Genomic DNA, 16,576 nt, shown 5'->3' with positions numbered 1-16,576 from the left:
TAAAGGGACCCCACAAACGAAGGCGCAAGCGTTGGCGAAACGACAGAACCCGGCGGACGAGGCACAGGCGCCCGGCCCCGAGACCCCCGAACAGACCACGGCCCGGCTGCAGGGCAAGGGCGCCCCGACGCCCACCCGCCGCGAGCAGGAGGCCGCGCGCAAGCGGCCGCTCGTGCCGACCGACCGCAAAGAGGCGGCCAAGGCGGCGCGGACGCACCAGGCCGAGGCGCGCGAGCGGGCGCGCGTCGGCATGGCGGCCGGCGACGAGCGCTACCTCACGCAGCGCGACCGCGGTCCGCAGCGCCGGTACGTGCGCGACTACGTGGACGCCCGGTTCAGCATCGGCGAGTTCCTCATCCCGATCATGCTGCTGGTGATCGTGCTCAGCTTCCTCCCCTACGCGTTCATGCAGGTCTGGGGCCTGGTGGCGCTGTGGGCGTTCTTCTTCATCGCCGTGGTCGACGCCATCGTGCTCGGCCTCCTGGTGACCAGGAAGGTCGGCGACAAGTTCGGTAAGACCAAGGTGGAGCGCGGTCTCAAGTGGTACGCCGCCATGCGCGCGTTCCAGCTCCGCGTCATGCGCCTCCCGAAGCCGCAGGTCAAGCGCGGCCAGTACCCCGCCTGACGTGACGATCGTCGCAGCGGCGGACGGCTCCGCCCTCGGTAATCCCGGCCCTGCCGGCTGGTCCTGGTACGTCGACGACGAGCACTGGTCGGCGGGCGGCTGGCCGCACGGCACCAACAACATGGGCGAGCTCATGGCGGTCATCGACCTTCTGGAGTCGACCGCGCATGTGGACGAGGACCTGCGCATCCTGTGCGACAGCCAGTACGTGATCAACTCGGTCACCAAGTGGATGCCGGGCTGGAAGCGCAAGGGCTGGCGCAAGTCGGACGGCGCGCCCGTGCTCAACCGCGAGCTGCTGGAGCGGCTCGACCGGGCGCTGCAGGGCCGCACGTACACGTTCGAGTGGGTCAAGGGCCATGCCGGACACGACCTGAACGAGGCGGCCGACAAGCGCGCCCGCGCGGCGGCGACCGCCTACCGCGACGACGACGCCATCCCGATCGGGCCGGGCTGGCCCGGAGCGGCCGTGCACGAGCCGGCGCCCGCGCTGGCTGTGGCCGAGGCCGCTCCCGCGGGCTCTGCTGCCCAGCCTGCCGCCCAGACCGTCGAGTTCGACCTCTTCGACGAGCTGCTATCCGCGACCGAGACGGACGAGGATGTGGTGACGCGGCTGGAACGCGAGCTCGTGGAGCCGACCGTCCGTGCGGACTCCGCCCGGGTCGCCGCACTGCTGCACCCCGACTTCGAGGAGATCGGCCGCTCGGGCCGGTTGTGGGGCCGCGACGCGATCCTGGAGGCCCTGGCCGAGGAGGACGCGCCCGCCGCGGAGCTCGCGGTGCTCGGCGCCGAGCGGATCGGCGCCGACGCCATCCTGCTCACGGCCCGCACGGTCGACGACCGCGGCGCCAGCCTGCGCAGCTCGCTGTGGCTGCGCGTGGGAGGCCGCTGGCGCTTACGCTTCCACCAGGGCACGCCGGAGGCGTAGCAGCCCGCGGTTGATCTGCCGCGCCCACAGCGGGCCGCGGTAGAGGAACGCGGTGTAGCCCTGCACGAGCGTGGCGCCCGCGTCGAGTCGCTGCTGCACGTCCTCGGCGGTCTCCACGCCGCCGACCGAGATCACGCAGAGCTCGGCGGGGACGTGCGCGCGGATCAGGCGCAGCACCTCCAGTGAGCGCGCGGCGAGCGGTGCGCCGGAGAGCCCGCCGGCGCCGGCAGCCTCCACCACGGCGGGGTCGGTCAGGAGGCCGTCGCGGGAGATCGTTGTGTTCGTCGCGATGATCCCGGCGAGGCCCAGCTCGACGGCGAGGCCCGCGATCTTCTCGACCTGCTCGTCGGTGAGGTCGGGCGCGATCTTGACCAGCAGCGGGGTCTCCCCTGCGACGCCCTTGACGGCGGTGAGCAGCGGGGCCAGCAGCTCCAGCTCCTGGAGGCCGCGGAGCCCCGGCGTGTTCGGCGAGCTGACGTTGACGACGAGGTAGTCGGCGACCGGCGCGAGCGCGCGGGCGCTGGTCAGGTAGTCCTGGGTGGCGTCCTCGACGGCGACCACGCGGCTCTTGCCGATGTTCACGCCGAGCACGGGCCGCTGCCGGGCGCGGCGGACCTTCAGCAGCCGGTTGGCGGCATCCCCCGCACCGTGGTTGTTGAAGCCCATCCGGTTGATGACGGCGCGGTCCGGGATGAGCCGGAACAGTCTCGGCCGGTCGTTGCCCGGCTGCGGGAGGGCGGTGATGGTGCCCACCTCGACGTGGCCGAAGCCGAGGTCGCCGAGGCCGAGGACCGCTTCGCCGTCCTTGTCGAAACCGGCGGCGACGCCGAACGGGGAGTCGAACCGCAGGCCGAGGGCGTCCACGGCCAGCGACGGGTCCGGCGCGGTGAAGCGGCGGACGAGACCGCCGAGACCGAGCGCGGGGAGGGCCCGGATCACCAGGAAGGCGAGGTGGTGCGCGCGCTCCGGGTCGAGCTTCGACAGGACGAGGGAGAAGAGTGTGCGATACATGCCGGTTTGAGAATACCCCGCTCGCGCTCGTGCGCTCGTCAGCTCTGCACGTCGGCCGGCTCGCCCCGGTGCTCGACGCGGAGCTGCTGGATGGCCTCCTCGAAGTCCTCCAGCGAGTCGAACGCCTGGTAGACGCTCGCGAAGCGCAGGTAGGCCACCTCGTCCAGCTCGCGGAGCTCGGGGAGGATGGCGAGCCCGATGTCGTTCGCCTCGATCTGGGAGGCGCCGGTCGAGCGGATGGTCTCCTCCACCTTCTGCGCGAGCACCGCGAGGTCGGAGTCCGTCACCGGCCGGCCCTGGCAGGCCTTGCGCACGCCGAGCACGATCTTCTCGCGGCTGAACGGCTCCACGACCCCGCTGCGCTTGATCACGCTGAGGCTCGCGGTCTCCGTCGTCGAGAAGCGGCGACCGCACTCCGGGCACTGCCGGCGACGCCGGATCGAGAGCCCGTCGTCGCTCGTGCGGGAGTCGATGACGCGGGAGTCCGGGTGACGGCAGAAGGGGCAGAACATGAACGGAATCTTACCGGGGAATCACGGGAGGACGCCCGGAGGACGGGTCGCCGTGCGCCTCACTCGAAGCGGATGGTGACCGCCTCGCCGTGCGCGGGCAGGTCCTCCGCCGACGACAGCGCGACGATGCGGTCGGCGACCTCCCGCAGCGCGTCGCGGTCGTAGCGGATGACCTGCTGCGGCCGCAGGAACGAGTACGCGCCGAGACCGGGCGAGAACCGGGCCTGGCCGCCGGTGGGTAGGACGTGGTTGGAGCCGGCGAGGTAGTCGCCGAGGCTGACCGGGGCACTCGAGCCGACGAAGATCGCGCCGGCGTTCTGGATGAGCGCGAGCAGCGCGTCCGGGTCGGTGGTCTGCAGCTCGAGGTGCTCCGGGCCGTAGGCGTTGCTGAACGCCGCCGCCGCAGCGAGGTCGTCCACGAGCACGAGCGCCGACTGCTGGCCGGCCAGCGCCGTGCGCACCCGCTCGGCGTGCTTGGTGGCGCCGGCGAGGGCCTCCAGCTCGGCCGCGACCCGCTCGGCGAACGCCGGGCTGTCGGTGACGAGCAGGGAGGCCGCGGCCTCGTCGTGCTCGGCCTGGCTGATCAGGTCGGCGGCGACGAAGCGGGCGTCGGCGGTGTCGTCGGCGATCACGAGGATCTCCGTGGTCCCGGCCTCCGAGTCGATGCCGGCCTGGCCGCGGACGACGCGCTTGGCCGCGGCGACGTAGATGTTGCCGGGGCCGGTGATGACCTGGACCGGGTCGAGCCCGATGTCCTCCACGCCCCAGGCGAGCGCGCCGATCGCGCCGGCGCCGCCCATCGCGTAGACCTCGTCGATGCCGAGCAGTCCGGCCGCCCCGAGGATGACCGGGTGCACCGCGCCGCCGAACGCGCGCTGCGGCGGGCTGGCGAGCGCCACGGAGGCGACGCCCGCGACCTGCGCCGGCACGGCGTTCATCACGACGCTCGACGGGTAGACGGCCTTGCCTCCGGGGACGTACAGGCCCGCGCGCTCCACCGGCTGCCAGCGCTGCACGATGGTCGCGCCCGGCCCGATCCGGGTCTCGGCGGGCGGAGGGACCTGCGCGGCGGTCGCCTCGCGGACGCGGACGATGGCCTCCTCCAGCGCAGCGCGCACGTCGGGCGGCAACGCAACGACGGCCGCGGCGATCTCGGAGGCCGGTACGCGCACCGAGGCGGGGGCGCCGCCGTCGAACTTCGCCGCCTGGTCCGCCAGAGCGGCCGCTCCCCTGGCCCGGACGTCGTCGATCAACTCGGTTGCGACGCGCACGGCGACCTGGATGTCCACGACGGGACGGGGGACGAGGCGCTCGAAAGCGGCCCGGGTAGGCTGGACTCCGCGGAGATCGATGGTCTGCATCATGACCGGTCAAGCCTATCCGCACCACCGCTCCGCTCAGCCTGAGAGCTGGCGCGGAATTCCTCACCCCGAACGGCGCTTGATAACTGCGTATGACTGACGCGACCCCCGACCTCTCCGCCTTCCGGCAGGCGTTCCGCCGGCACGCCGCCGGTGTGGCGATCATCACCGCGCAGACCGCCGACGGCACGCCGGTGGGGTTCACCGCGACCTCGCTCGCGTCGCTGTCCGCCGTCCCGCCGCTGGCGACGTTCAACATGGCGCTGTCGGCGTCGAGCTGGCCGGCGATCGCGGAGACCGACCGGGTGATCATCCACATGCTCGGCGTGCGCAACAAGGGCGTCGCGGAGATCCTGTCGGACGACAACACGCGGCGGTTCCTCGGCGACCACTGGCGCCGCGGACCCCACGGCCTCCCGGTCGTCAACGACGTGACCGCGTGGATGGTCGGCCGCATCGTGGAGCGGTTCCACGTCCACAACAGCGCCGTGGTGGTCGTCCAGATCGAGGACGGCGAACTCGGCGCCCCCGACGAGCCGCTGCTGTACCACGAGCGCCGCTACCACCGCCCCAGCGAACTCGACTGACCCCCGCACATTCGTACCGAATGTGCACTTTGGCGTCGCCAAAGGCGACATTCGGCACGAATGTGCGAAGGCGCGATTCGTGCCGAATGTGCGCTCTCGCGTCGCCAAAGGCGACATTCGGCACGAATGTGGCGGCTACACGAGGCAGTTGGGGCCGAGGAGGCCTTTGAGCTCGCCGTAGAGGTCGGGCGACACCTTCACGGGACGCGGGACCTCGAAGACGCGCGCGACCTGGCCCTTGACCAGGCGCAGGCGCACCTCGCTGTCGCCGGGATGGCGCGACAGCACCTCGGCGAGCGAGGACACCGTGTCGGTCGTCGCGCGCTGGTCGGCCATCGTGATCATCAGCGTCCCGATGTCGTCGGCCTGGCCGAGGTCGGGCACCATCAGGCTGAACGCGTGCAGGTTCATCCCGTCGTCGCGCATGCTGACCCGGCCGCGCACGACGACGATCGAGTCGCCCTGCATCATCGGCGAGAACTCCGTGTACGCCTTGCCCATGAACATGACGGTCATCTCGCCGCCGAAGTCCTCGACCTGGATCATGCCGTACTGGTTGCCCGACGCCTTCGCCACGCGGTGCTGCACGCTCGTCACGAGTCCCGCGATGACGACGGTGTCGCCGTCCTGCACGCTGTCGGAGGAGAGCAACTCGGCGATCGACGTGCTCGCGAGCTTGGCGAGCGGCAGCTCCAGCCCGGCCAGCGGGTGGTCGGAGACGTAGAGCCCGAGCATCTCGCGCTCGAACGCGAGCTTGTCGCGCTTCACCCACTCCGGGCGGTCGGGGATGTGGTGCTGCGTCTGGTTCTGCTCGTCCTCGCCCCAGAGGCTGTCGAAGTCGAAGCCGACGTCGCCGTTCGCCTCGCTGCGTTTGATCTTGACCGCGGACTCCACCGCGTCCTCGTGCACCTCCACGAGCGCGCGCCGGGTGTGCCCGAGCGAGTCGAACGCGCCCGCCTTGATGAGCGACTCGACCGTGCGCTTGTTGGCCGCGTGCACAGGGACCTTGCTGAGGAAGTCGTGGAACGACTCGAACCGGCCCTTCTCCTCACGGGCGGCCCGCACGCCGTCCACAACGTTGGCGCCGACGTTGCGGACCGCGCCCATGCCGAAGCGGATGTCGGTGCCGACGGCGGCGAAGTACAGGTTGGACTCGTTGACGTCCGGCGGGAGCACCTTGATGCCCATCCGGCGGCACTCGTTGAGGTAGAGCGCCATCTTGTCCTTGGAGTCGCCGACGCTGGTCAGCAGCGCGGCCATGTACTCGGCCGGATAGTGCGCCTTCAGGTACGCGGTCCAGTACGAGATGACCCCATAGGCAGCCGAGTGCGCTTTGTTGAAGGCGTAGTCGGAGAACGGCAGGAGGATCTCCCACAGCTTGCCGACCGCCGCCATCGAGAAGCCGCGGTCGACCATACCCTGCGAGAAGCCCTCGAACTGCTTGTCCAGCTCGGACTTCTTCTTCTTGCCCATCGCGCGGCGCAGGATGTCGGCCTGTCCGAGCGAGAACCCGGCGACCTTCTGCGCGATGGCCATGACCTGCTCCTGATAGATGATCAGGCCGTAGCTGGTCGAGAGGATCTCCGCCAGCGGCTCCGCGAGCTCCGGGTGGATCGGCGTGATGTCCTGCAGGTTGTTCTTGCGCAGCGCGTAGTTCGTGTGCGAATTCGCGCCCATCGGACCCGGGCGGTACAGCGCGATGAGCGCCGAGATGTCCTCGAAGTTGTCCGGCTTCATCAGGCGCAGCAGCGAGCGCATCGGGCCGCCGTCGAGCTGGAACACGCCAAGCGTGTCGCCGCGGGACAGCAGCTCGTAGGCGCCGCGGTCGTCCAGCTCGAGGTCCTCCAGCACCAGGTTCTCGCCCCGGTTGTCGCGGATGTTGTCGAGCGCATCGTTGATGATCGTCAGGTTGCGCAGCCCGAGGAAGTCCATCTTGATCAGGCCGAGCGACTCGCAGGCCGGATAGTCGAACTGCGTGACGATCTGGCCGTCCTGCTCGCGCTTCATGATCGGGATGATGTCGATCAGCGGGTCGGAGGACATGATGACGCCCGCCGCGTGCACACCCCACTGGCGCTTGAGGTTCTCCAGCCCGAGCGCGGTGTCGAAGACCGTCTTGGCCTCCGGGTCGCTCTCGACGACCGCGCGGATGTCCACGGCCTCCTTGAAGCGCGGGTGCTCCTTGTCGAAGATGCCGGTGAGCGGGATGTCCTTGCCCATGACGGGCGGCGGCATCGCCTTGGTGAGCTTCTCGCCCATCGAGAAGGGGAAGCCGAGCACGCGGCCGGAGTCCTTCAGCGCCTGCTTGGCCTTGATGGTTCCGTAGGTGACGATCTGCGCGACGCGCTCCGAGCCGTACTTCTCGGTGACGTACTTGATGACCTCGCCGCGTCGGCGGTCGTCGAAGTCGACGTCGAAGTCGGGCATGGAGACGCGGTCGGGGTTGAGGAAGCGCTCGAAGATCAGGCCGTGCCGCAGCGGGTCGAGGTCGGTGATCCGCATCGCGTAGGCGGCCATCGAGCCGGCGCCGGAGCCTCGGCCGGGGCCGACGCGGATGCCGTTGTTCTTCGACCAGTTGATGAAGTCGGCGACGACGAGGAAGTAGCCGGGGAAGCCCATCTGCGAGATGACGCCGATCTCGTAGTCGGCCTGCTTGCGGACCTCCTCGGTGATGCCGCCCGGGTAGCGCTCATGGAGGCCCTTCTCGATCTCCTTGACGAACCAGCTCTGCTCGGTCTCGCCCTCCGGCACCGGGAAGCGCGGCATGTAGTTGGCCGCGGTGTCGAACTTCACGTCGACGCGCTCGGCGATGGCGAGCGTGTTGTCGCAGGCGTCCGGGTGGTCGCGGAAGATCCGACGCATCTCCTCGGGCGTCTTGAGGTAGAACTCGTCGGCGTCGAACTTGAACCGGTTGGGATCGTCCAGCGTCGAGCCGGACTGCACGCAGAGCAGCGCGGCGTGACTCTTGGCGTCGGCCGCGTGCGTGTAGTGCAGGTCGTTGGTGGCCACCAGCGGGAGGCCGAGGTCTTTGGCCAGCCGGAGCAGGTCGCTCATGACGCGGCGCTCGATGCCGAGCCCGTGATCCATGATTTCGGCGAAGAAGTTCTCGGGCCCGAAAATGTCACGGAATTCGGCGGCCGCCTTCTTGGCCTCCTCGTACTGACCGAGCTTCAGCCGGGTCTGCACCTCGCCCGACGGGCAGCCCGTGGTCGCGATGATGCCCTTCGAGTAGCGGTTCAGCAGCTCGCGGTCCATGCGCGGCTTGAAGTAGTAGCCCTCGGTGGAGGCGTACGACGAGAGCCGGAAGAGGTTGTGCATCCCCTCGGTCGTCGCCGCGAGCATCGTCATGTGCGTGTACGCGCCGGAGCCCGACACGTCGTCGCCGCCGCCGTCGCCCCAGCGCACGCGGGTCTTGTCGGTGCGGTGGGTGCGCGGGGTCAGGTAGGCCTCGGTGCCGATGATCGGCTTGATGCCGGCGTCCGTCGCCGTGCGCCAGAAGTCGAACGCGCCGAACATGTTGCCGTGGTCGGTGATCGCCACGGCCGGCATGCCCTGCTCGACGGCCGCCTCGATGAGCGGCTTGACGCGTGCGGCCCCGTCGAGCATCGAGTACTCGCTGTGGACGTGGAGGTGGACGAAGGAGTCGGTCGGCACTATTGCTCCGGGTCGAGGTGAGGGCTTAAGACTACGTCGGACCTACGACGCTCGGAGCACGTCGAGAGCGTGTTGCAGATCCGCCGGGTAGGTCGTGGTGAAGGTCACCCACTCCCCCGTCGCCGGGTGGTCGAAGGCGAGCTGGACGGCGTGCAGCCACTGCCGGGTGAGCCCCAGCCGCGCCGACAGCGCCGGGTCGGCGCCGTACATCGCGTCGCCGGCGCACGGGTGCCGCTGGGCGGCCATGTGCACGCGGATCTGGTGGGTGCGGCCGGTCTCCAGGTGGATCTCCAGCAGGCTCGCCGCCGGGAACGCCTCGATGGTCTCGTAGTGCGTGACGGACGGCTTGCCGCCGGCGACGACGGCGAACTTCCAGTCGCTGCGGGGATGGCGGCCGATCGGCGCGTCGATCGTCCCGGTGAGCGGGTCGGGGTGGCCCTGGACGACCGCGTGGTAGATCTTCTCCACCGTGCGGTCGTGGAAGGCGCGCTTGAGCACGGTGTAGGCGTGCTCGGACTTGGCCACGACCATCAGGCCGCTGGTGCCGGCGTCGAGGCGGTGGACGATCCCGGCGCGCTCGGCGGCTCCGGAGGTCGAGATGCGGAAGCCCGCGGCCGCCAGGGCGCCGAGGACCGTGGGGCCCTCCCAGCCGACCGAGGGATGCGCGGCGACGCCGACCGGCTTGTCGATGACCACGATGTCGTCGTCATCGTGCACGACCGTCAGCTCGGGCACCGCGATCGGCACGATGCGGGCCTCCTCGCGCGGCTTCCAGGAGACCTCGAGCCAGGAGCCGGCGGAGAGCCGGTCGGACTTGTCCGCCTCACGGCCGTCGATGGTGACGCCGCCGGCCTCGGCCACCTCGGCGGCGAAGCTGCGGGAGAAGCCGAGGAGCTTGGCGAGGCCCACGTCGACGCGGGAGCCCTCGAGGCCGTCCGGGACGGGGAGGCTGCGCGACTGCATCAGGGCTGCGGGTTCCGGGGCTCGTGCGCCTCCGAGGCGGGCTCGGCCTCGACGACCGCGTCGTCATCCGCCGCCTCGTCGTCCTCATCGGCCGGCCGGCCGTCGAGGCCGACGCCGCGCAGCGACAGGATGAGGAACAGCACCATGCTCGAGACGATGGCGACGTCCGCGAGGTTGAAGATGGCGGGCAGCAGCGGGATCTGCAGGAAGTCCACGACGTGCCCGACACCGAAGCCCGGCTCGCGGAAGAGCCGGTCGGTCAGGTTGCCGAGCAGACCGCCGAGCAGGAGGCCGAAGAGGATGGCCCACGCGGTCGAACGGATGCGCGGCGCGTACCAGATGACGAAGCCGAGCACGCCGACGCCGACGATCGAGAAGATCCAGGTCGACCCGCTGCCGATGGAGAAGGCCGCGCCCGGGTTCTTGACGAAGTGGAGCTGGAGGAGCTGTCCGAGGACCTGGACCTGCTGGCCCTCGTAGAGGTTCGAGACGACCAGGACCTTGGCGATCTGGTCCAGGAGGTACACGCAGAGCGCGACCACCGCCAGGATCACCAAGGCCCTGATGCTGACCTTGGCCCTCGAAGGGCTAGCCTCCAAAGCCCGGGAAGACCGGAGGCTGGGCGCCCTGGTCCTGGCCGTCGCCGGAGCCCGCGGGCACCGGGGTGGGGGCGTTGCCGCCGAGGGAGGCGGACTGGCTGTCGAGGTCGCGGAGCTGGCCCTCGATGTAGCCCTTCAGTCCCTGGCGGTAGTCGCGCTCGAAGCCGCGGAGCTCGTCGATGCGGCGCTCGAGGCCCGAACGCTCCTGGTCGAGGGCGCTGATCTGGGCGCGCTGCTTGGACTCGGCCTCAGCGACGATGCGGGCGGCGGTGGCGTGCCCCTCGGCGATGAGCGCGTCGCGCTTCTCCACGCCCTCGCGGACGTGCTCCTCGTGCAGGCGGCGCGCGAGCTGGAGGAGGTTGTTGGTCGCGTTCGGGTCGTTCGCGTCGGTGGCGCCCGCGGCGAAGCCCGCTGCGGCGCCCGCGGCTGCGGCCGGAGCGGCGGCGGAGGCCTGCTGGGCCTGCTGCTGCGCGGCGGCCAGGCGCTGCTTGAGGTCGTCGTTCTCCTGCTGGAGGCGCTGCACCTCGCCGTTGTCGGCGGCGGCGGGCGCGGGAGCCGCGGCCTGACCGGAGCCACCGCTGCGCTGCAGCTCTGCGATGCGCGAGTCGGCGGCCACGAGGCGCTGCTTGAGCTCGTCGCTCTCCTGGGTCAGTCGTCGGAGTTCGACGACGACCTCGTCGAGGAAGTCGTCGACCTCGTCCTGATCGTAGCCCTCACGGAATTTCGTCGGTTGAAACCGCTTGTTGACCACATCTTCCGGAGTCAGCGCCATGAGAAGCCACCTTAGATCTAAAAAGGACGAACAATGAGTGCGTTCAGCCAACGCTAGCAAAGTGCACGGCCGCCGCGCACTCCGCCGCACCCGTGGTGCGTCGGCCTCGACCACACTACAACGGCAGCCCAGCCCGACCCCAACCGACGCTCGGAGTGCGTCAGGTGAAACTGAGGGTCACGTAGAGGCCGATGATGACGACCAGCATGGTGAGGCTCCAGCCGAAGTCGATCGCGACCGGCCCCATCGACAGCGGAGGGATGATCCGGCGGAAGAAGCGGATCGGCGGGTCGGTGACCACGTAGGTCGACTCCGCCAGGACGAGTCCGAAGCCGCGCGGGCGCCATTGCCGCGCGAAGGTGCGCACCAGGTCGAGCACGAAGCGGGCCCAGAGGACGAAGAAGTAGATCAGCAGGACGTAGTAGAGCACGTTCGCGATGATCGAGACGACAAGCACCCCTCCAGTATGAACGACCGCGTATGCACGAAAGCGCACCGCCCTGCCGGACGGTGCGCTTTCGAAGAGTGGATCAGGCCTGCGCGAAGAAGGAGGCGTCGACGTCGGCGTCCTGGCCGCCGTGCTCGCCGGAGACGACGACGTGCGACGGCGAGAGCAGGAAGACCTTCGGGGTCACCCGCTCGATCTTGCCGTAGAGGCCCTGCGAGAGTCCGCTGGCGAAGTCGATGAGCCGGCGGGCATCGCCTTCACTCATCTGCGAGAGGTTGATGATCACCGGGATGCCCTCGCGGAACGACTCGGCGATCGCCTGCGCGTCGCGGTACTGGCGGGGGTGGACTGTGAGGATCTCGTTCATTTCCTGTACCGAAACATTCCGTGCGGTGGACGATTTGCGCAGCGGCGTGACCGGTGCGCGCCCGGCCACGGGTGCGACCGGTGCAGGGTGCGGGACGGGCTGGACGGGCGACGGGGCGGGAGCCTCGCGGCGCGGCTGGTGCTGCACCGGGTGCTGCTCCTGCGGCTCGTCGAACTCCAGCTCCTCGTCGGCGAGGCCGAGATAGACCATCGTCTTCTTCAGCGGGTTGGCCATGCGCTTCCTCCGTGTAGACCGGTGCGCCGACGCCTCGCACGCACTGAATGAACCTTCTTCTCTTCGAGATTAACGAAGGCTCGGCCGATTCCCGGTAATGGCGGTGCCGATGCGAAGGTGTGTCGCACCAGCGGCGATGGCTTCGCGGTAGTCCTGGGACATCCCGGCCGAGATGGCGGTGGCCTCCGGTGCGAGTGCACGGACCCGTTCGCTCGCGAGCCGCACGCGCTCGAACGCGCGCGCCGGCTCCTCGTCCAGCGGGGCGACCGCCATCACGCCGAGGAGGTTCAGGCCGGGGGTGGCGAGCACATGCTCGACCAGCGGCTCCAGGTCGCGGTCGGCGACGCCGCCACGGCCCGGGTCGTCGGTGAGGTTGAGCTGGACGAACACGTCCACGTCGGGCGCGTCGTCGAGCTTCAGCGCGTCGACCAGTGCGATCCGGTCGAGCGAGTGGATGACGGCCGCGTAGCGCCGCACCTGCCGCGCCTTCTTGCTCTGGAGCTGGCCGACGAAGTGCCAGCGCAGGTCCAGGTCGGCGAGCTCCGCCGCTTTCTCCTGCGCCTCCTGGTGCCGGTTCTCCCCCACGTCGCGCACGCCGAGAGCGGCGAGCTCGCGCACCAGCGACGCCGGGTGGAACTTGGTCACCACGATCGTCGTCAGCTCGTCCGGGGAGCGGCCGGCGGCCCTGGCTGCGTCGGCGACGCCCTCCCGGACCGCGGCGAGCCGCTCCGCGAGCGGGCTACTTGAGGAAGTCGGGGATGTCGAGGTCGTCATTCTCGTCGTCGAACGCCGGGTCCTTCTGCGTGGTCTCGGTCACCGGGGTCTCGCCGGTCGCGTGCCACTCGGTGGCCGCGGCCTCCGGCTCGGCGTGCTCGACCGTGGCGGACGAGGTGATCGCCGGCTCCTCGTGGCCCGACTCGACGAAGGTCGAGCGGCGGGCGTCCGCGGCCGAGGCCTGGACGGTCTTCGGCTCGCCGCCGTCGAACCCGGCGGCGATGACCGTGACCCGGACCTCGTCGCCGAGGGTGTCGTCGATGACCGCACCGAAGATGATGTTGGCCTCGGGGTGGACGGCCTCCTGCACCAGGCGGGCCGCGTCGTTGATCTCGAAGATGCCGAGGTTCGATCCGCCCTGGATGGAGAGCAGCACGCCGTGGGCGCCGTCGATGGAGGCCTCCAGCAGCGGGGAGGCGACCGCCAGCTCCGCGGCCTTGATGGCCCGGTCGGCGCCGCGCGAGGAGCCGATGCCCATGAGCGCGGAGCCCGCGCCCTGCATGACCGACTTGACGTCGGCGAAGTCGAGGTTGATGAGCCCGGGGGTGGTGATCAGGTCGGTGATGCCCTGCACGCCGGCGAGGAGGACCTGGTCGGCGGTGGAGAACGCCTCCAGCATGCTGATGCCGCGGTCGCTGATCTCCAGCAGCCGGTCGTTCGGCACGACGATGAGGGTGTCGACCTCTTCCTTGAGCCGCTGCACGCCGGACTCGGCCTGCTGCTGGCGGCGCTTGCCCTCGAACGAGAACGGCTTGGTGACGACACCGATGGTCAGGGCGCCGATCGACTTGGCGATGCGGGCCACGACGGGCGCGCCGCCGGTGCCGGTGCCGCCGCCCTCGCCCGCGGTCACGAAGACCATGTCGGCGCCTGCGAGCGCCTCCTCGATCTCCTCCGCGTGGTCCTCCGCCGCGCGGCGGCCGACCTCGGGGTCGGCTCCGGCGCCGAGGCCGCGGGTGATCTCCCGGCCCACGTCGAGCTTCACGTCGGCGTCGCTCATCAGCAGCGCCTGGGCGTCCGTGTTGATGGCGATGAACTCGACGCCGCGCAGGCCGAGCTCGATCATCCGGTTGACGGCGTTGACGCCGCCGCCGCCGATGCCGACGACCTTGATCACGGCGAGGTAGTTCTGGTTTGCTGTCACGTCCGGCCTCCACGGGAACCTTCAACCTCAACTCGAGGCTTAAAGTTATGCTGAGTATGCAATTCTCGATTTCGACGGTAGGGCCGCAGGGGCCGCTCCCGCCGCAGTTCGCAGGCGTGTCGGCAAATGCGCCGTCAACCCGGTCATCCTGTCGTCACGCTGTGCGGCGATGAGACGTCGAAACGGTTCGCCTTGGGCGCGCCCGTGAGCAGCGCCGTGAGGTCTGCCGACTTGAGCGCGGAGTCCTCCGCGCTCCCCCAGACCACGGTCGCGCCGCCCTCGCGGAGCGTGAACGACACGTCGTCCTTCGTCTTCGCCGAGATGGTGTCCACCCGGCTCAGCACGTCGGCGGGCAGCGACGACAGCACGGCGGCCGCAGCGGCGAAGCCGGAGTCGGCGTTCGCGTCGGCCGCGGCCCCCGTCGCGGCGATGACCGGATACCCGGCCGGCCGGGTCGCGCTGGAGGAGATCGGCACCTTCGCCGCGTCCACGAGCACGAACGCCGACCCGTGCTGGACGGCGCCGATCGCCTGGCGCTCGACGATGCGCACCACGAGCGTGTCCGGCGGGTGGCTCTCCAGCGTGTAGCTGCGGATGAGCGGGAAGGCGGCCAGGTCGCTGGAGATCGCGGCCTGGTCGAGCAGTGCGAGCGGCTTGCCGACCTGGTCGCCGAGCTTGGCAGAGATCGCGCCGGCGTCGAGCCGGGAGGCGCCGACGACCTGGATGTGCCGGAGGGCGAGCAGCGGCGAGAGGCCGACCAGGATCACGCCGAGCACGAGCGCGACGGCGACGCCCGCGGCGCCGATCCAGGCCATCCTGCGGCGGCGCGAGCGCTTGGTGAACCGGCGCACCTCTCCGCGCTCCACCCGCCGGCGTTCGGCGCGGGCGGCGCGGAGGGCCTTCGAGATCTCGCGGTTGCTCGGCACGCGCTCGGAGAGCGGGAGGCGGTCGGCCGCCGCGCGGGACGGGCTGGGCTTCCGCTCGGGGATCGGCTCCTGCGTGCGCACGATCGGGATCGGCTCGGTGATCGTCCCGACCGGCGACGCGGACGCCGCACGGCCCGGCTCAGGGCGCGCAGGGGCCGCGGTCTCCGGCGCGGAGGGCGCCGGAGCGCCGTTCTGTCGTGCCGCCGACCGGTCGAACCCCGCTGGACGCTTCACCGCGGCTACTCCCGGACGCGGCGGAGCGAGTCGAGGAGCTGCGGGACGATCCGGTAGACGTCGCCGCAGCCGAGGGTGATGACGAAGTCGCCCTCGCGCGCGATCCGCGCGGTGTGATCGGCGGCCTCCTGCCAGTCGGCGATGAACGCGACGTGCTCGGGATGCTGGAACCGGTCCGCGACCAGCGCGCCGGTCACCCCGGGCTCCGGGTCCTCGCGCGCGCCGTAGACGTCGAGCACGACGGTCTCGTCGGCGTAGGTCTCCAGCGTCTCGGCGAACTCCTGCGCGAACAGGCGCGTGCGGCTGTAGAGGTGCGGCTGGTGGACCGCGATGATGCGGCCCTCGCCGACGACCGTGCGCGCGGCCGACAGGGCGGCGGCGACCTCGGTCGGGTGGTGGGCGTAGTCGTCGTAGACGCTCACGCCGCCCACGTTGCCGTGCAGTTCGAAGCGGCGCTCCGTGCCGCCGAACTCCGCGATGGAGGCCAGCGCGGCGGCGGGCTCGAAGCCGAGGCCGGTCAGCACGGCGAAGGCGCCGGCGGCGTTGATCGCGTTGTGCCGTCCAGGGACGCGCAGGCGCGCCGAGTACTCGGCGCCGGCGTGACTCAGCGTGAACGCGACGGGGCCGTCCGTGTCGATCGAGTGGACGCGCACGTCGGCGTCGTCCGCCTCGCCGAAGGTGACGATGCGCTTGTCGGGCGCGACCTCCAGCAGCCGGCGGTGGACGTGCTTCGCACCCGCGTCGTCGGAGGACACGACGACGAGCTCGTCGGCCTCCCTGGCGAAGGTCACGAAGGCGTCCTCGAACGCCTCCAGCGAGCCGTAGTGGTCGAGGTGGTCCGGGTCGACGTTGGTGATCAGCGCGACCGCCGTGTCGTAGAGCAGGAAGGAGCCGTCCGACTCGTCCGCCTCCACGACGAACAGCTCGCCGGTGCCGGTCTGCGAGCTCTTGCCGAGCGAGGCGATGACACCGCCGTTGACGAAGCTCGGGTCCTCGCCGAGGCCGAGCAGGCCGGTGACGATCATGCCGGTCGACGTGGTCTTGCCGTGCGCGCCGGCGACCGCGACCAGGCGCTTCTTGTTGATCAGCCAGGCCAGCGCCTGCGAGCGGTGCAGCACCGGGATGCCGTTGGCGAGCGCGAGCTGGTACTCGGGGTTGTCCTGCCAGAGCGCGCCGGTGACCACGAGGGTGTCGGCGTCGCCGACGTTCGCCGCGTCGTGGCCGATCGCGACGGTGGCGCCCAGGGCGCGCAGCGCGTCGACGTTGGCCGAGTGGCGCACGTCGGAGCCGGTGACCGTGTGGCCGGACTCCAAGAACAGGCGCGCGATGCCGCTCATGCCCGAGCCGCCGATGCCGACGAAGTGGAGACTGCCCAGCTCGTCGGGGATGGTGGCGTTGAGGTCGGGTTTGATCGTCACAGGTGCTGCTTTCGGTCCG

General features: G+C 70.5%; 15 protein-coding genes and 1 pseudogene. 3 read left to right on the top strand and 13 right to left on the bottom strand.

Annotated elements, in window-relative coordinates:
* Positions 1 to 31: 31 nt before the first annotated feature.
* Both ACFRFH_RS17835 and ACFRFH_RS17830 read left to right on the top strand, forming a co-directional pair.
* Positions 32 to 625, top strand: a complete 594-nt coding sequence (locus ACFRFH_RS17835) for a DUF3043 domain-containing protein (RefSeq protein WP_382464328.1) — start codon at positions 32 to 34, stop codon at positions 623 to 625.
* Position 626: 1 nt separating this feature from the next.
* Positions 627 to 1,553 carry an RNase H family protein gene (locus ACFRFH_RS17830; protein WP_382464327.1) on the top strand — a complete coding sequence of 309 codons (927 nt, stop codon included), beginning with the start codon at positions 627 to 629 and terminating at the stop codon, positions 1,551 to 1,553.
* Here ACFRFH_RS17830 and ACFRFH_RS17825 read toward each other — a convergent pair.
* Genes ACFRFH_RS17825 through hisD form a run of 3 tightly spaced genes read right to left on the bottom strand, consistent with a single transcriptional unit; the run spans position 1,521 to position 4,440 of the window.
* On the bottom strand, positions 1,521 to 2,564 hold the full coding sequence (locus tag ACFRFH_RS17825) for a quinone-dependent dihydroorotate dehydrogenase (protein WP_382464326.1): 1,044 nt from the start codon (positions 2,562 to 2,564) through the stop codon (positions 1,521 to 1,523). The two genes, ACFRFH_RS17830 and ACFRFH_RS17825, sit on opposite strands and share 33 nt — an antisense overlap.
* 38 nt (positions 2,565 to 2,602) lie before the next feature.
* Positions 2,603 to 3,076, bottom strand: coding sequence for a transcriptional regulator NrdR (gene nrdR, locus ACFRFH_RS17820; protein WP_345834707.1), 474 nt, complete (start codon positions 3,074 to 3,076; stop codon positions 2,603 to 2,605).
* A gap of 59 nt (positions 3,077 to 3,135) precedes the next feature.
* Positions 3,136 to 4,440 carry a histidinol dehydrogenase gene (hisD, locus tag ACFRFH_RS17815; protein ID WP_382464325.1) on the bottom strand — a complete coding sequence of 435 codons (1,305 nt, stop codon included), beginning with the start codon at positions 4,438 to 4,440 and terminating at the stop codon, positions 3,136 to 3,138.
* 89 nt (positions 4,441 to 4,529) lie between these two features.
* On the opposite strand from hisD, the gene ACFRFH_RS17810 reads away from it, so the two are divergent.
* Positions 4,530 to 5,024, top strand: coding sequence for a flavin reductase family protein (locus ACFRFH_RS17810; RefSeq protein WP_382464324.1), 495 nt, complete (start codon positions 4,530 to 4,532; stop codon positions 5,022 to 5,024).
* A 135-nt stretch (positions 5,025 to 5,159) separates the two neighbouring features.
* On the opposite strand, the gene dnaE is transcribed toward ACFRFH_RS17810, so the two are convergent.
* The 10 genes and pseudogenes from dnaE to murC form a co-directional block, all read right to left on the bottom strand.
* Positions 5,160 to 8,630: a DNA polymerase III subunit alpha gene (gene dnaE / locus ACFRFH_RS17805; RefSeq protein ID WP_382464409.1), complete on the bottom strand. Its 3,471-nt coding sequence runs from the start codon at positions 8,628 to 8,630 to the stop codon at positions 5,160 to 5,162.
* A gap of 90 nt (positions 8,631 to 8,720) precedes the next feature.
* Positions 8,721 to 9,641, bottom strand: a complete 921-nt coding sequence (locus ACFRFH_RS17800) for an RluA family pseudouridine synthase (protein ID WP_382464323.1) — start codon at positions 9,639 to 9,641, stop codon at positions 8,721 to 8,723.
* On the bottom strand, positions 9,641 to 10,195 hold the full coding sequence (gene lspA / locus ACFRFH_RS17795; RefSeq protein ID WP_382464408.1) for a signal peptidase II: 555 nt from the start codon (positions 10,193 to 10,195) through the stop codon (positions 9,641 to 9,643). The genes ACFRFH_RS17800 and lspA overlap by 1 nt, the downstream gene beginning before the upstream one ends.
* Before the next feature lie 34 nt (positions 10,196 to 10,229).
* Positions 10,230 to 11,012 (bottom strand): DivIVA domain-containing protein, encoded by a 783-nt coding sequence (locus tag ACFRFH_RS17790; protein WP_382464322.1) that lies wholly within the window; start codon positions 11,010 to 11,012, stop codon positions 10,230 to 10,232.
* 160 nt (positions 11,013 to 11,172) lie between these two features.
* Complete coding sequence (locus tag ACFRFH_RS17785; RefSeq protein ID WP_179605620.1) at positions 11,173 to 11,469, bottom strand: YggT family protein; 297 nt, start codon at positions 11,467 to 11,469, stop codon at positions 11,173 to 11,175.
* A 73-nt stretch (positions 11,470 to 11,542) separates the two neighbouring features.
* Entirely contained in the window at positions 11,543 to 12,061 is a 519-nt protein-coding gene (locus ACFRFH_RS17780; RefSeq protein ID WP_345834701.1) for a cell division protein SepF, read from the bottom strand.
* 69 nt (positions 12,062 to 12,130) lie between these two features.
* Positions 12,131 to 12,835: a YggS family pyridoxal phosphate-dependent enzyme gene (locus ACFRFH_RS17775; RefSeq protein ID WP_382464321.1), complete on the bottom strand. Its 705-nt coding sequence runs from the start codon at positions 12,833 to 12,835 to the stop codon at positions 12,131 to 12,133.
* A complete protein-coding gene (ftsZ, locus tag ACFRFH_RS17770) occupies positions 12,801 to 13,979 on the bottom strand; it encodes a cell division protein FtsZ (protein ID WP_382464320.1) in 1,179 nt (392 codons plus the stop codon). Before ftsZ ends, ACFRFH_RS17775 begins: the two co-directional genes overlap by 35 nt.
* A gap of 143 nt (positions 13,980 to 14,122) precedes the next feature.
* Positions 14,123 to 15,139 (bottom strand): FtsQ-type POTRA domain-containing protein, encoded by a 1,017-nt coding sequence (locus ACFRFH_RS17765; RefSeq protein ID WP_382464319.1) that lies wholly within the window; start codon positions 15,137 to 15,139, stop codon positions 14,123 to 14,125.
* Positions 15,045 to 16,557, bottom strand: a pseudogene (murC, locus tag ACFRFH_RS17760) (UDP-N-acetylmuramate--L-alanine ligase). The gene ACFRFH_RS17765 and the pseudogene murC overlap by 95 nt, the downstream one beginning before the upstream one ends.
* Positions 16,558 to 16,576: the final 19 nt, after the last annotated feature.

It is taken from the genome of Leifsonia sp. NPDC056824 (assembly GCF_042789575.1).
Classification (GTDB): domain Bacteria; phylum Actinomycetota; class Actinomycetes; order Actinomycetales; family Microbacteriaceae; genus Leifsonia.
The sequence above is the reverse complement of the archived record's forward strand: the minus strand, read 5'-3'. Positions and strand labels throughout refer to the sequence as shown.

Bases quoted from the DNA above. Each gene is read 5' to 3' on its own strand.
- ACFRFH_RS17825 (WP_382464326.1), bottom strand. From the start codon at position 2,564: ATGTATCGCACACTCTTCTCCCTCGTCCTGTCGAAGCTCGACCCGGAG.
- nrdR (WP_345834707.1), bottom strand. From the start codon at position 3,076: ATGTTCTGCCCCTTCTGCCGTCACCCGGACTCCCGCGTCATCGACTCC.
- hisD (WP_382464325.1), bottom strand. From the start codon at position 4,440: ATGATGCAGACCATCGATCTCCGCGGAGTCCAGCCTACCCGGGCCGCT.
- ACFRFH_RS17810 (WP_382464324.1), top strand. From the start codon at position 4,530: ATGACTGACGCGACCCCCGACCTCTCCGCCTTCCGGCAGGCGTTCCGC.
- dnaE (WP_382464409.1), bottom strand. From the start codon at position 8,630: ATGCTCGACGGGGCCGCACGCGTCAAGCCGCTCATCGAGGCGGCCGTC.
- ACFRFH_RS17800 (WP_382464323.1), bottom strand. From the start codon at position 9,641: ATGCAGTCGCGCAGCCTCCCCGTCCCGGACGGCCTCGAGGGCTCCCGC.
- ACFRFH_RS17790 (WP_382464322.1), bottom strand. From the start codon at position 11,012: ATGGCGCTGACTCCGGAAGATGTGGTCAACAAGCGGTTTCAACCGACG.
- ACFRFH_RS17780 (WP_345834701.1), bottom strand. From the start codon at position 12,061: ATGGCCAACCCGCTGAAGAAGACGATGGTCTATCTCGGCCTCGCCGAC.
- ACFRFH_RS17775 (WP_382464321.1), bottom strand. From the start codon at position 12,835: ATGACGACCTCGACATCCCCGACTTCCTCAAGTAGCCCGCTCGCGGAG.